Genomic DNA, 13,955 nt, shown 5'->3' on the forward strand with positions numbered 1-13,955 from the left:
GGGCCTCCTGCTGCGACTAGCGGAAGCGGAGGGCGGTCGGCCCCTGCACCTTCGAGCCCCGGCGCTGCTTCGCCGGCATGGCGGCGAGCTTCTCGCGCAGCTCGACGGCGTAGGCGGCGAGCGCCTCCACCAGGTCGGGCACCGAGGCGTGCGGCGGCTGGACGTCGACCCGCAGGCCGAACTCCGTCGCGGTCTCCGCCGTCTTGGGCCCGATCACGGCAACAACGGTACGCGCGTGCGGCTTCCCGGCGATGCCGACCAGGTTCCGGACGGTCGAGGACGAGGTGAAGAGCACCGCGTCGAAGCCACCCGACTTGATCGCGTCGCGGATCTCGGCCGGCGGCGGGGCGGCCCGCACGGTCCGGTACGCGGTCACGTCGTCGACCTCCCAGCCGCGCTCGGTGAGCCCGGCGGCGAGCGTCTCGGTGGCGATGTCGGCGCGCGGCAGCAGCACCCGACCGACCGGGTCGAGCACCTCGTCGTGCGGCGAGAACTCGGCCAGCAGCCCCTCGGAGGACTGCTCCCCGGACGGGATCAGCTCCGGCTGGATGCCGAACGCGCGGACCGCGTCGGCGGTCGCGTCGCCGATGCAGGCGATCTTGACGCCGCCGAAGTGCCGGGCGTCCAGGCCGTGCTCGGCGAACTTCTCCCAGACCGCGCGGACCGCGTTCACCGAGGTGAAGATCACCCAGGCGTACCGGCCGTCGACCAGGCCCTTGACCGCCCGCTCCATCTGGGCCGGGGTGCGCGGCGGCTCCACCGCGATGGTCGGCACCTCGCACGGGATGGCCCCGTACGCGCGCAGCCGGGCGCTCATCACGCCGGCCTGCTCCTTGGTCCGCGGGACCAGCACCTTCCAGCCGTACAGCGGCCGGTTCTCCCACCAGCTGAGCTTGTCCCGCTGGGTGACGCCGGCACCGACGGTGAGCACCACCCGGCCGGTGAAGCCGAGCGCCGCCGCGACGAAGCTGTCCACGGTCGACGTGGTGGTGTACTGCGTCTCCCCGGTGCCGTCGCCGGTCACCCCGACGGCGGTGGCGCCGTCCACCCCGGCGGCGAGCAGCCCGTCCCGGATCGCGGCGAGTTCGCCGGCGTCCACGGCCAGCGCCAGCGAGCCCCGGCCGACGGCCGCCGCCAGCGCCTCGAAGTCCAGCTCGCTGACGTCCTCGACGTCAGCCGCGGTCCGTACGCCCGGCAGCGGCACACCCGCGTAGGTGGCCACCCCCTCGGCCTGGCCGACTCCCGGCACCACCTCGAAGTGCGCGGCGGTACGCGCCACCGCCTGCACCTCCTTGACCACCGAGTCGTGCCCGAACGGGTCGCCGGCGACCAGGTGCACGGCGTTCAGCCCGGAGCGGGCCGCCGAGATCAGCACCTTCGCCACGTCACCCGGCGCGCCCTCGGCCGGCGTGAACTGGGCGTCGGTCTTGGCCTGGGCGCGGACGGCGTCGAGCAGCGACTCGGGGACTCCCCGGTCGTACACCACCTGATCGGCGTCGACCAGGGCGTCGTGCGCCCGACGGGTCAGCAGGCCCGGGTCGCCGGGACCGGCCCCGACGAACGCGATGCGGCCTACGGGCTTACGGGTGCGGGTCATTCTGTGCTCCCAAATTGCTGGGTCCCCGGGCCGGTGGGTCCTGCTTGGCCGAGGATCGAGTCGGCGCCGAGGTCGAGGAGTTCGGCGGCGAGTGCCTTGCCGATCTCCGCCGCGTCGGCGGGCGTACCGGTGCGGGACAGCCGGAGGTCACGGGTACCGTCCGGACTGATCACCGCCCCGCGCAGGTAGATCTCTTCGCCGGCGTCGCCCTCGGCGAGCTCGGCGTAGGCGGCGACGGGTGCGCTGCACCCGGCCTCCAGGGTGGCCAGCAACGCCCGCTCCGCGACGACCGCGGCGCGCGACGGTGCGTGGTCGAGCACGGCCAGCAGCTCGACCAGGTCCGGGTCGTCGACCCGGCACTCCACCGCCAGCGCGCCCTGGGCGGGCGCGGGCAGCATCAGCATCGGGTCGAGCGTCTCGGTGACCACGTCGGTGCGGCCCAGCCGGGCCAGGCCGGCCCGGGCCAGCACGACGGCGTCCAGGTCGGCCTCCGGGCCGAGTACCCGCGCCAGGCGGGTGTCCACGTTGCCCCGGATCGGGGTGACCTCCAGCTGCATGCCGAGGGCGTGCAGCTGGGCGATGCGGCGCAGCGCACCGGTGCCGACGACCGCGCCCGGCGGCAGCTCGGTGAGCGTCCGGCCGTCGCGGGCGACCAGCGCGTCGCGCGGGTCCTGCCGCGGCGGCACGGCGGCGATGTGCAGCCCGGGCGCCGCCGCGGTGGGCAGGTCCTTGTAGGAGTGCACGGCGAAGTCGATGGTCCGGGCGGCGAGCGCGTCGCGCAGCGCGGAGACGAAGACGCCAACCCCGAGCCGGTGCACCGGCGCGGCCGAGCGGTCGCCGGCGGTGACCACCTCGACCAGTTCGACCGGGCGCCCGGTGGCGGCGGTCAGGGCCTCGGCGACGTGGCCGGACTGGGCCATCGCCAACTTGCTGCCCCGGGTACCGAGGCGCAGGGGCGTGCTCATCGCTCACCTCCGGCGGGCGGAATGGCGTCGGTGGCGCCGAACGCCGGGGTGACGTCGGTGTCCACGACGTCGGGGACGTTGTCGACCGGCGAGGTCTGCGGCACCTGGAGGTCGAACAGCTCGCGCAGCAGCGCCGCGTACTGGTCGCCGCCCGGCTCGGCGGCCAGCTGACGGACCCGCACGGTGGGCTGGTGCAGCAGCCGCTGGACCACCCGGTGCACCGTCCGGGCCACCTCGGCCCGCTGGTCGTCGGTCAGGTCGGGGCGGCGCTGGGCGAGCCGGCGCAGCTCGGCGGTGACCACGTCGTCGGCGCGCCCGCGCAGGGCGGCCACGGTGGGCGCCACGTCCGCCCCGCGCAGCCAGGTGAGGAAACCCTCCACCTCGGCGGCGACGATCCGTTCCACGGCGGCGGCGTCGGCGGCGGCCGGCCCGTCGGCGAGCAGCGCGGCCATCCGGTCGATGTCGATCACCTCGACGCCGGACAGCTCGGCCACGCCCGGCTCGACGTCGCGCGGCACGGCCAGGTCGAGCAGGATCAGCGGACCCCGGTCGGGGTCGCGGTCGGCCAGCGCCCGGCTGACCACGTCGCGGGTGAGGACCGGTTCGGTGGCCGCGGTGGCGGCCACTACGATGTCCACTGTGGATACGGTTGCGGTCAGCTCGGCCATCGGGGCGGCCGCGGCGCCGTACGACTCGGCCAGCCGGACGGCCCGGTCGGCCCCCCGGTTGGTCACGGTGAGCGGCCCGGCGCCCAGCCGGGAGAGGGTCGCCACGCCCAGCGAGCCCATCGCGCCGGCCCCGACCACCAGCGCCGGACGGCCGGTCAACTCGCCGTCGAGGTGGCCGGCGGCCAGCTCCAGCGCGGCGGTGACCACGCTCTGGCCGGCCCGGTCGATGCCGGTCTCCGCGTGGGCCCGCTTGCCCACCCGCAGCGCCTGCTGCATCAGCTCGTGCAGCAGCCGCCCGGCGGTGTCCGCCCCGCTCGCCCAGTGGTAGGCGTCACGGAGCTGGCCGAGGATCTGCGCCTCGCCGACCACCATCGAGTCCAGCCCGGCGGCGACCCGGAAGACGTGGTCGACGGCGGCGGCGTCGTAGTGCACGTAGAGGTGGTTGGCGAGCGTGGCGGGCAGGCTGCCGGCCTGCTCGGCCAGCACGGCGCAGATGTCACCGAGGCCGCCGTGGAAACCGGACACCGCGGCGTAGACCTCCACCCGGTTGCAGGTGGAGACCAGCACGGCCTCGGTCACGTACGGCTGCGCGACCAGGCGGTCCAGGGTGCGGGTGAGCTCGGCGGGAGCCACCGCGAGCCGCTCCAGGGTGGCGACCGGAGCGGTGCGGTACGACGCGCCGACGACGAGCAGTTTCACGTGCCGATCGCCTCCTGGGTGTCGGTGACCGCGAGCCCGCCCGGCAGGGCGGTGAGGGCGGACCCACCGGTGGCGGGGAGCGCGGTCAGCGACGCCTTGCGGTGCTCGTGGAAGGACAGGATCTGCAGCTCGATGGCGAGGTCGACCTTGCGCACGTCGACCCCCTCCGGGACCGAGAGTACGCACGGCGCGAAGTTCAGGATGCTCGTCACACCGACCGCGACGAGCTGGTCGGCGACCCGCTGGGCGGCCGCGGCGGGGGTGGCGATCACGCCGATCGCGATGGACTCCGCGGCGGCGACCCGGGGCAGTTCGTCGACGTGCTGCACGACCAGGCCGTTGATCTCCTCGCCGACCCGCGCCGGGTCCGCGTCGAAGAGCGCGGCGATCCGGAAGCCGCGGCTGGCGAACCCGTCGTAGCCGGCTAGGGCGTGACCGAGGTTACCCACGCCGACCAGGGCGACCGCCCGGCGCTGGGTGAGCCCGAGCACGAACTCGATCTGGTCGATCAGCAGCGCCACGTCGTAGCCGACCCCGCGGGTGCCGTACGAGCCGAGGTGGGACAGGTCCTTGCGCAGCTTCGCGGAGTTGACCCCGGCGGCGCTGGCCAGCCCCTCGCTGGACACCGTCTCGTGGCCTGTTTCGGCGAGATTGTGCAGGGCACGAAGGTATTCGGGGAGCCGCGCGACCGTCGCCTCGGGCAGGTCCGGTAGCGCCGGTACGGCACCGGCGCGATCGGGCGCGCCAGGGTGACGGTGCTGACTCATGAGACTCCGTGCGGTGCGATCCTCGTCCAGCTCCAGTGGCCGGCCGTTTCGGGACTCCCGCTGGCGACCGAGGTTGCCGGCTGTGCTAGCAGGGCGCGTCGGAATTACAGAGTAGGCGCTTGTGAACGCACGCACAAATCGCGATCTTGAAAGCTCGCGACGCGGCTTCACCAGGCCCTCCATTCCGCAAGATCGATCCGGCAACCGTGCCGGCGCCGCTCGGCGATTATTGCTCAATTACGACTTCTCTGACCAATCGCGCGACCGCGCGTCGCGACCCCGACCGGCTCGGCGGCCACCCGCCCGGCCCCAGGTAGGGCCAGCCCTACGCCGGAAACGGCGGCCGGCGGGATGGGTGAGCACCCACCCCGCTGCCTAGCCTCGTGACATGACCGCCGTTCCCGCCACCGCCGACCAACCGGCACTGGCCCCGACCATCTCCCGCCAGCTCTTCGCCGACTCCGGGTACGTCCTGCTCGGCCTGCCGCTGGCGCTGGCCAGCTTCGTCGTGCTCATCGTGGGCCTCGCCGCCGGTCTCGGGCTGGTGGTGACCGTGATCGGCCTGCCGATCCTGAGCGGCACCCTCTACGCCGCCCGCGGGCTGGCCGACATCGAGCGGCTGCGGCTGCCCGCCGTGCTGCGGCAGGCCCGGATCCGCCCGCAGTACCGGCTCGCCGAGCCCGGCGCGAGCGCCTGGCGGCGGATCTTCGTGCCGATGGGCGACGCCCAGTCCTGGCTCGACCTGGCGCACGGAATCCTCAAGCTGGTGGTGGCCATCGTCAGCTTCGTGGTCACGCTGGTCTGGTGGGCCGGCGCCGTCGCCGGCACGCTCTACTGGGCGTACGACTGGGCGCTGCCGCACGGCGACCCTGAGGACGTCGACCTGCCCCAGCTCCTCGGCCTGGGCGACTCGACCACCGCCCGGATCGGCCTGCACACCGCGATCGGGCTGTTCTTCCTGATCACGCTGCCGATCGTGGTCCGCGGCTGCGCCCTGATGGAGGCCAGCTTCGGCCGGGCGATGCTCACCGGGGTGGCCGAGATGCGCAACCGGATCACCGTGCTGGAGGAGCAGAAGCGGGCCGCCGTGTCGGCCGAGGCGAGCGCGCTGCGCCGGCTGGAACGGGACATCCACGACGGCCCGCAGCAGCGCCTGGTCCGGCTGGCGATGGACCTGAGCCGGGCCCGCCAGCAGCTCGCCTCCGATCCGGAGGCGGCCGGGCGGACGCTGGACGAGGCGGTCACCCAGACCCGGGAGACGCTCGCCGAGCTGCGCGCGCTGTCCCGGGGCATCGCGCCGCCGATCCTGGTCGACCGGGGGCTGCCCAGCGCCCTCGCCGCGCTCGCCGGGCGCGGGTTGATCCCGATCGAGCTGCGGGTGGACCCGGACCTCGGCACCCCGGGCGGTCGGCTCGACCCGGCGGTGGAGAGCACCGCGTACTTCGTGGTGGCCGAGGCGCTGACCAACGTCGCCAAGCACAGCCGGGCCACCGAGTGCCAGGTCGCCGTGAGCCGGCAGGACCAGCGGCTGGTGGTCGCCGTCGGCGACGACGGCCAGGGTGGGGCGCACCTGGCCAAGGGGCACGGGCTGGTCGGCATCGCCGACCGGATCCGCGCCGCCGGCGGCCGGCTGGACGTGCTCAGCCCGGCCGGCGGCCCCACCGAGGTCCGCGCGGAACTCCCGCTGTGACCCCGGTCGCCCCACACCGGGGTACGCGGTCCGGCCCGACGCGGTGGGTGCGGTCCGGCCCGACGCGGTGGCTGGGGTCCGGCCCGGCGCCGTGGGTGCGGTCCGGCGCGACGCGGTGGCTGCGGTCCGGCGCGACGCGGTGGCTGCGGTCCGGCCCGGAGGTGGGGGCCGGGCCGGCCGCGCCGCGCTGCCCCGGTGCGGTGGTGCGCACGTGGTAGACAACGACACCATGCGGATCGTGATCGCGGACGACGCCGTACTCCTGCGGGAGGGGCTGATCCGGCTGCTCAGCGAGCAGGGGCACGAGGTGGTGGCGGCGGTCGGCGACGGCGAGGCGCTGGTCGAGGCGGTGGTGGCCCACCGGCCCGACGTGTCGATCGTCGACGTCCGGATGCCGCCCTCGCACACCGACGAGGGGCTGCGCGCCGCGGTGGAGGCCCGGCGGCTGGTGCCGCGTACGCCGATCCTGGTGCTCTCCCAGTACGTCGAGGTCTCGTACGCCGACGACCTGCTCGCCACCACCGGGGCCGGCGGCGGCGGGATCGGCTACCTGCTCAAGGACCGGGTGGCGGCGATCGACGAGTTCCTCGACGCGCTGGACCGGGTGGCCGCCGGCGGCACGGTGCTCGACCCGGAGGTGGTCGGCCAGCTCTTCGCCCGGCGCCGCCGGGACGACCCGCTGCGCGAGCTGACCCCGCGCGAACGGGAGGTGCTCGCTCTGATGGCCGAGGGCCGCTCCAACACCGCCATCGCCCGGGCCCTGGTGGTCAGCGACGGCGCGGTGGAGAAGCACGTCCGCAACATCTTCACCAAGCTCAACCTCCCCCCCGACACCGAACAACACCGCCGAGTCCTAGCCGTCCTCACCTACCTCCGCAACTAACCCCCACCCCCGGGATTCCCCCGGATCGCCCCGTTGATCATGAAGTTGACGGCGTTTCCGATCTCCATAACTGCCGCTAACTCCATGATCAACGAGCGAGATCCGGGTGGCGCGGGGGTCAGGGGAGGGTTTGGGCCAGGGTTACGGCTTGGGTGAGGGTGTCGGCTACGGGGTGGCCGGAGGCGTGCAGGCGGGCGGGGTCGGTGAAGCCCCCGGTGTAGAGGACGGCGCGGGCACCGACCGAGACGGCTGCGTCGGCGTCGTCGATGGAGTCGCCGATCAGCACCACGGACTCGCCGTCCACGCCCAGCTCGGCCAGGTGCCGCTCCAGCGACTCGGCCTTGCGGTCGCCGCCGACCTCGGCCCGTAGCCCGTCCACCCGGACGAAGTGCCCGCTCAGCCCGTAGGTGTGCACGGTCGGCACCAGCTCGTCGTGGAACCACATGGACAGCAGCGACTGGCTGCCCGACCAGCTCGCCATCGCCGACGCGGCGTCGTGCGCCAGCTCGCAGGTGGTCAGCCCCGCCCGGTAAGCGTCGTGGAAGAGCCGGTCCAACCGGCCGAACGCCTCCTCGTCGACGGCCCGGCCGAGCACGTCGGCGTAGTAGTCGGCGATCGGCCGGCGGAACCGGACCCGGTGCTCCTCGGCGGTCACGCTCGGCCCGCCGACGCTGGCGAACGCGGCGTTGGTGGCGGCGACCACCAGGCTGAGGTCGTTGAGCAGGGTGCCGTTCCAGTCCCACACCAGGTGGGTGCGTGCAGGGGTCATCGCCGCACCCTATCCAGCGCCCAGCAGCGCTACAGCTGCGGCGTGGTCAGGTCCCGCAGCAGCCGCTCCTCCTCCACCCGCCAGTAGCCGTGCTCCTTGCCGTCGAGCAGCACCACGGGCAGCCGGTCGCCGTACTCGCGCTCCAGCTCGATGTCGCCGGTGACGTCCTGCTCGACCCACCGGTCGCCGGTGACGGCCACCACCCGGTCCAGGGCCGCCTTGGCGTCGTCGCAGAGGTGGCAGCCGGGCCGGGTGATCAGGGTGAGTCGGGGTTCACGCATCGGTGTCCTCCGTGCTGCTGGCGCCGGCGTGAGCCGACGGGCGGTCGCCGGCCGGGTCCGCCGGGGACGGGTCCGACCGGAGCAGGGTCTTGCGCACCTTCCCGATCGCCGAGTGGGGCAGCGCGTCGACGAACTCGACGGCGGTCGGGCACTTGAACCGGGCCAGGTTGCGGGCGCAGTGGGCGAGCAGGTCCTCGCTGGTCACCGGACGCCCCGGCGCCGGCACCACGTACGCCCGGACAGTCTCGCCGGTTCGCGGGTGCGGCACACCCAGTACCGCCGACTCGGCCACACCCGGGTGCGCGGACAGCACCAGCTCGACCTCGTGCGGGTAGACGTTGAACCCGTTGACCAGGATCAGCTCGCCGATCCGGTCGACCAGGAAGAGGTCGCCGTCGGCGTCCGCGTAGGCGACGTCGCCGGTGGCCCACCAGCCGTCGGCGTCCGGCCCGCCCCGGCCGTCCGGCCAGTAGCCGGAGAAGAGGTTGGGGCCGCGTACCACGATCTGACCCGGGTCGGTGCCCGGCGCGGGGTCGGCGAGGTCCAGCTCGTCGTCGTCCTCGTCCGGCTCGGCCACGCCGTCGCGCCACAGGTCCGCTCCGTCGGGGCCGACCAGGCGCAGCTGCACGCCGGGCAGCGGCCGGCCGATCGAGCCGGCCTTCGGCACCCCGCCGACCAGGGTGGTGGTGAGCACCGGGGCGGTCTCGGTGAGGCCGTAGCCGACGTGCACCGGTCGGCCGGCCACTTCGGCGAAGCGGGTCGCCACGGCCGGCTCCAGCGGCGCCGCGCCGCAGACCGCGACCCGGACCGAGGCCATCGCGGCGGCGACCGCGCCGGCTCCCGCCGTGGACCAGGCCAGGAACATCGACGGTACGCCGACCAGCACGCTGACCCGGTGCCGGGCGATCTCGGCGAGCCCACCGTCGGCACCGAGATCGTCGACCAGCACCCCGGTCGCGCCATGGTGGACCACCGCGCCCAACCCCGAGTTCAGCCCGTACGCATGGAACAGCGGCAGCGCCAGCAGCACCGTGTCGTCCGGCCCGACCACCGGCGGCTCGATCCGGTCCACCTGCTCGTGGTTGGCCAGCAGCGCCCGGTGCGAGAGCATGGCGCCCTTCGGCCGGCCCTCGGTGCCCGAGGTGTAGAGCAGCACGGCGAGGTCGTCGCCGCCCCGGGGCGGTAACGGGCCGCCGGCCGACGGCGCGCGGGGTGGAGTGGCGTGCACGGCGGCGAGTGCGGGCAGCTCACCGGCGACGTCGGCGACCAGCTCGCGAACCCGCTCGGTCCCGATCAGCACGGACGCGCCGGAGTCGGCGAGCACGTGCCGCAGCTCGGGCCCGGTGAAGCCGGGGTTGACCGGCACCGCGACCAGCCCGGCGCGGAGCGCGCCGAGCAGGCCGAGCACGAAGTCGGGCGAGTTGGGCAGGGCGACCGCGACCCGGGCGGGCCGCCCGGCCGGGTCGGCGGCCGGCACCGCCGCGGCCAGCGCGGTGGCGACCCCGGTCACCGCCGCGTCCAGTTCGGACCAGCTCACGGTCTGTTCGCGCCAGTGCAGCGCGGGTCGGTCGCCATGGGCGACGGCCGCCCGGCGGAGCCGGTCGGCGAGGTTCGGCGCGGAGCTGTCGGCTGCGTCCTGCACGGTGGCTGAGTCTGGCACAGCGCGGGCCGCCCGGCCATGCCGGACGCGAGCCCCGGACCCACTGCCGAGGAGCGACGGAGCGGCCCGCCGCCGCGCGCACCCCCCGAGCGGGTGCCGCCGGTCGGAGTGGGCGTCGGCCCCGGCCCGTTTCGAGGTGGGTGGAGCCGACCTGCCCGTGGACCCGCCGCACGCCACCCCGAACGGGTGCCGCTGCTCAGGTGGACACCGGCGGCCGGTGTCGGCTCGGGTCGGCCGCTCGGCGGGACAGCCCGGCCGGTCGGCGGCGCGGCCCGGTCCGGGCCGGCGGAGCGGGCCTGGCCGAACGGCGGATGGGTCCCGTCGACAGGACACGCCGAGGCCGACGCCCGAGACACGTCCAGTCCCGTGGACGGGACGGACCGGAGCTCGCCGGGCGCACGGCAGAGCGCACCGCGAGACCGTCCGCCCGGGACGGTCGACAAGCCCCGGGACGCCCCGCTGACCAGCGTTTCCACTGGGGACCACGGGCCGGTGCGAAAGTCAACCGCACACGACGGACAACCGGTCCGCCATCGGTGCGACGCGGCGGGAAATACTTCCGCCCTGTGTAACGGACTTGCCACGCGCGGGTGACGTTGGCCCCTATCATCACTCGGGTCGGCTCACCCCATTTGCCGTGAGTCGACACCCCTCAGCCCGAGGAGGCCCCCGTGCCTGTGAGCGCATTGGACCAGCACCTCAAGGGGATCTGCCGCCCGTCGGCACACCCCCGACCCGCCCTGCCCGACCGCGTACCCGACCCGGTGGCCGCGCCGCACCGGCCGGCGCGGTCGACCGCCGGCGGGACGGAGGAGGTGCGGTGACGACCTTCGGCTACGCGGAGCGCCCCCTCGGTCTGACCGGTCCGGCGGCCCGCGCCACGGTGAACGAACGGCTCGCCGCCCGGGGCCCGGTGGAGGACACCGGGAGCCTCTCCGTACGGGGGGAGGGCACGTCGAAGCGGCTGCGCAACCGGCCGCACCACAACGACCCGCCACCCCGGCCGGCCACCCCGGGAGGAAACGCGAAGCCGGTCGGCGGCCGGGTCGCGGTCCCCGCCCGACCGTCCATGCCGGCGCAGAGCCGCCGCACCGGGGAGCCGCCGGCGGTGGCCGACCCGTCCACGACCGAGACGGCGGTGCTGCCCGCGGTGCCCGCGGCCGCCCCGGCCAACACCTCCACGGGCTACCCGAGCCGGCCCGACCCGTCGGACCCGGCCACCGAGGTCTGGGCCCTGGTCGAGCGCGCCCAGGCGGGCGAGTCCGAGGCGTTCGGGCTGATCTACGACCGGTACGTGGACACCGTCTTCCGGTTCGTCTACTTCCGGGTCGGCAACCGCCAGCTCGCTGAGGACCTCACCTCCGACACGTTCCTGCGCGCCTTGAAGCGGATCGGCAGCTTCACCTGGCAGGGCCGGGACCTCGGCGCCTGGCTGGTCACCATCGCCCGCAACCTGGTCGCCGACCACTTCAAGTCCGGCCGGTACCGGCTGGAGGTGACCACCGGCGACGTGCTCGACGCCGACCGCGAGGACCGGGGGCCGGAGGGCAGCCCGGAGGCGGCGGTGGTCGAGCACATCACCAACGTGGCCCTGCTCAGCGCCGTCAAGCAGCTCAACCCGGAACAGCAGGAGTGCATCGTGCTCCGGTTCCTGCAGGGCTTCTCGGTGGCGGAGACGGCCCGGGCGATGGGCAAGAACGAGGGTGCGATCAAGGCGCTCCAGTACCGGGCGGTCCGGGCCCTGGCGCGACTGCTTCCCGACGGCTTCCAACCGTAGTCCCATGAGTGGGACTCGCACCCGTCGATCAGTGTTTCCGCAGCTCAGCGCCCTTCTGGTCGGGTGACTTCGGTCACTTTCTGTGATTTCGCACCCGCCCGGCCCGTAACCCGTGCCCGCTGCGGACCGTTTCTCCGGGTGCGACCGTTTGGTAGCTCCGGCATCCCCCCGGACCCAGCGAGAGGTCCGGCGGCATGGCCGGTCACGAACCGTGGGTTCGTGGCGCCCGCCGCCCCGGTCGTCGGCGACGACAGCGGCCGACCGGCCGTGACCAGCGAGAGGAGGTGCCTGCGGTGGACAGCGACCTCTTCTCCCGTCGGCGCGCCGAGCGCTTCGCGCAACTTCTCGACGAGGCCAACGGCGGCCGGCGCCGGCACGCCCGATCCCGGGCCGACGACCAGCTCGCCGCGCTCGTCGCGGTCGGGCAGCGGCTGCGTACGGAGGTGCCGGCCGTCGAGGTCGACCCGGACTTCCGCACCGGGCTGCGGGCGATGCTGCTGGCCACCGCCGAGCGGGAGGGCATCGGAGCCCCGGCCGCGGCGGAACCGGCCGCCCAGCGCTCCACCACCGCCACCACCGGCCGCGGCTCGCTGCTGCCCGCCGTCACCGCCCGCCGGGCCCGGGCCCGGGGCGCGATCCTGGTCGGCATCGCGGCCGGGGCGATCGCCGTCTCCGGCATCTCGGCGGCCAGCGAGAACGCCGTGCCGGGCGACGCGCTCTACGGGATGAAGCGCTCGACCGAGCGCGCCCAGCTCGCCCTGACCAGCTCGGACATCAGCCGGGGGCAGCTCTTCCTGGACTTCGCCCGGACCCGGCTGGGTGAGGCGGCCGCGCTGCGCGGCGACCAGACCGGCTTCAGCGCGGTGCTCGACGACATGGACGCCGACACCCGGCAGGGCGTACGCCTGCTGAACAGCGCGGCGGTGCAGCGCTCCGACCCGGCGGCGCTGGACGCGGTGAACTCCTTCCTGACCGGGCAGCGGCGGTCGGTGAACGCGCTGCTGGACGACGCGACCCGGGCCGAGCGGGACCGCGCCCGGCGCTCGCTGGCCCTGCTGGACGCGATCCGCGAGCGCTCCGACGCGCTGCGCGCCGCGATCGCCTGCGGCCTGCCGGCCCCGGCCGGCAGCGACGCCCTCGGTCCGGCCCCGGCCGCCTGCCCACCCAGCCGCTGACGCCCGCACCTGCCCCCCGCCGGCACCCGGAGTCGCGGAGAGCCGGACACGCCACAGTTCACCTGCCGGCCGGCCGCCGGACGCTCCCTCCCGGCTACTCTCGCCAGGAGGCACACGTCGCGCACGTCGAGCGGAGGGAGGTCGCGTGGTCCGCAGCCGCAAGGTGACCGTCAGCACCGACGCCCACGGTCACACCGCCGGCTGGGCGGAAACGGACCCGGCGGCGCCGACTCCCCCGGAGCCGGACCCGACCGCGGCGGCCTTCTTCGACGTGGACAACACGATGATGCAGGGCGCCTCGATCTACTGGTTCGCCCGCGGGCTCGCCGCGCGCAAGTACTTCACCACCTCCGACCTGGTCCGGTTCGCCTGGCAGCAGCTCCGGTTCCGGCTGCTCGCCACCGAGCACGCCGGCGACATGTCGCAGGCCAAGGAGGCGGCCCTCGCCTTCATCGAGGGCTGGCGGGTGGAGGACGTGGAGCGGCTCACCGAGGAGATCTTCGACGAGCTGATGGCGCCACGGATCTGGAGCGGCACCCGGCGGCTGGCCCAGCGCCACCTCGACGCCGGCGAGCGGGTCTGGCTGGTCAGCGCCGCGCCGGTGGAGATCGGCCGGGTGATCGCGGCCCGCCTCGGGCTGACCGGCGCGATCGGCACGGTGGCCGAGATCGTCGACGGCGCGTACACCGGACGGTTGGTCGGCGACCTGATGCACGGCCCAGCCAAGGCCGAGGCGATCACCCAGCTGGCCGCGGTCGAAGGGCTGGACCTGAGCCGGTGCGCCGCCTACAGCGACTCGTCGAACGACCTGCCGATGCTGTCGGCGGTGGGCCGGGCGGTGGCGGTCAACCCGGACGGCACCCTGCTGCGGCAGGCCCGGCAGCAGGGCTGGGAGGTGCGGGACTTCCGCACCGGGCGTCGAGCGGTCAAGATCGCCGTACCGTCCACCGCCGCCGCGGGCCTGGTCGCCGGGGCGGTCACCGCCGGCCTGGCGCTGCACCGCCGCCGCCGCGCCAACTGACCG

The 13,955-nt window shown here is 74.8% G+C and carries 13 protein-coding genes; 6 read left to right on the forward strand and 7 right to left on the reverse strand.

Going from position 1 to position 13,955, the window contains the following annotated elements; all coding sequences use genetic code 11:
• Nucleotides 1-16: 16 nt before the first annotated feature.
• From GA0070609_RS25730 to GA0070609_RS25745, 4 genes are read right to left on the reverse strand one after another with little or no spacing between them, the layout of a single operon-like run.
• Nucleotides 17-1,597 (reverse strand): bifunctional uroporphyrinogen-III C-methyltransferase/uroporphyrinogen-III synthase, encoded by a 1,581-nt coding sequence (locus tag GA0070609_RS25730; protein ID WP_088996175.1) that lies wholly within the window; start codon nt 1,595-1,597, stop codon nt 17-19.
• On the reverse strand, nt 1,594-2,562 hold the full coding sequence (gene hemC, locus GA0070609_RS25735) for a hydroxymethylbilane synthase (protein WP_088996176.1): 969 nt from the start codon (nt 2,560-2,562) through the stop codon (nt 1,594-1,596). Before hemC ends, GA0070609_RS25730 begins: the two co-directional genes overlap by 4 nt.
• Nucleotides 2,559-3,929 (reverse strand): glutamyl-tRNA reductase, encoded by a 1,371-nt coding sequence (locus tag GA0070609_RS25740; protein ID WP_088996177.1) that lies wholly within the window; start codon nt 3,927-3,929, stop codon nt 2,559-2,561. The genes hemC and GA0070609_RS25740 overlap by 4 nt, the downstream gene beginning before the upstream one ends.
• A complete protein-coding gene (locus GA0070609_RS25745) occupies nt 3,926-4,696 on the reverse strand; it encodes a redox-sensing transcriptional repressor Rex (RefSeq protein ID WP_088996178.1) in 771 nt (256 codons plus the stop codon). Before GA0070609_RS25745 ends, GA0070609_RS25740 begins: the two co-directional genes overlap by 4 nt.
• A 388-nt stretch (nt 4,697-5,084) precedes the next feature.
• Between GA0070609_RS25745 and GA0070609_RS25750 the strand changes: the two genes are divergently transcribed.
• Entirely contained in the window at nt 5,085-6,386 is a 1,302-nt protein-coding gene (locus tag GA0070609_RS25750; RefSeq protein WP_088996179.1) for a sensor histidine kinase, read from the forward strand.
• A 229-nt stretch (nt 6,387-6,615) separates the two neighbouring features.
• Complete coding sequence (locus GA0070609_RS25755) at nt 6,616-7,269, forward strand: response regulator transcription factor (RefSeq protein ID WP_088997965.1); 654 nt, start codon at nt 6,616-6,618, stop codon at nt 7,267-7,269.
• Nucleotides 7,270-7,387: 118 nt separating this feature from the next.
• On the opposite strand, the gene GA0070609_RS25760 is transcribed toward GA0070609_RS25755, so the two are convergent.
• Genes GA0070609_RS25760 through GA0070609_RS25770 form a run of 3 tightly spaced genes read right to left on the reverse strand, consistent with a single transcriptional unit; the run spans nt 7,388 to nt 9,961 of the window.
• Nucleotides 7,388-8,038, reverse strand: coding sequence for an HAD family hydrolase (locus GA0070609_RS25760; RefSeq protein WP_088996180.1), 651 nt, complete (start codon nt 8,036-8,038; stop codon nt 7,388-7,390).
• Between the two features lie 29 nt (nt 8,039-8,067).
• On the reverse strand, nt 8,068-8,319 hold the full coding sequence (locus tag GA0070609_RS25765) for a glutaredoxin family protein (protein ID WP_088996181.1): 252 nt from the start codon (nt 8,317-8,319) through the stop codon (nt 8,068-8,070).
• Nucleotides 8,312-9,961, reverse strand: a complete 1,650-nt coding sequence (locus tag GA0070609_RS25770) for an AMP-binding protein (RefSeq protein WP_088996182.1) — start codon at nt 9,959-9,961, stop codon at nt 8,312-8,314. Before GA0070609_RS25770 ends, GA0070609_RS25765 begins: the two co-directional genes overlap by 8 nt.
• Before the next feature lie 689 nt (nt 9,962-10,650).
• Between GA0070609_RS25770 and GA0070609_RS33415 the strand changes: the two genes are divergently transcribed.
• The 4 genes from GA0070609_RS33415 to GA0070609_RS25785 all read left to right on the forward strand — a co-directional run bounded on the left by GA0070609_RS33415 (nt 10,651) and on the right by GA0070609_RS25785 (nt 13,952).
• Entirely contained in the window at nt 10,651-10,803 is a 153-nt protein-coding gene (locus GA0070609_RS33415; RefSeq protein ID WP_157748299.1) for a hypothetical protein, read from the forward strand.
• Complete coding sequence (locus GA0070609_RS25775; RefSeq protein WP_088996183.1) at nt 10,800-11,756, forward strand: ECF subfamily RNA polymerase sigma factor, BldN family; 957 nt, start codon at nt 10,800-10,802, stop codon at nt 11,754-11,756. Before GA0070609_RS33415 ends, GA0070609_RS25775 begins: the two co-directional genes overlap by 4 nt.
• Nucleotides 11,757-12,049: 293 nt before the next feature.
• A complete protein-coding gene (locus tag GA0070609_RS25780) occupies nt 12,050-12,931 on the forward strand; it encodes a DUF5667 domain-containing protein (RefSeq protein ID WP_088996184.1) in 882 nt (293 codons plus the stop codon).
• Nucleotides 12,932-13,076: 145 nt separating this feature from the next.
• Nucleotides 13,077-13,952, forward strand: a complete 876-nt coding sequence (locus tag GA0070609_RS25785) for an HAD family hydrolase (protein ID WP_088996185.1) — start codon at nt 13,077-13,079, stop codon at nt 13,950-13,952.
• Nucleotides 13,953-13,955: the final 3 nt, after the last annotated feature.

Source organism: Micromonospora echinaurantiaca (assembly GCF_900090235.1).
Taxonomy (GTDB): domain Bacteria; phylum Actinomycetota; class Actinomycetes; order Mycobacteriales; family Micromonosporaceae; genus Micromonospora; species Micromonospora echinaurantiaca.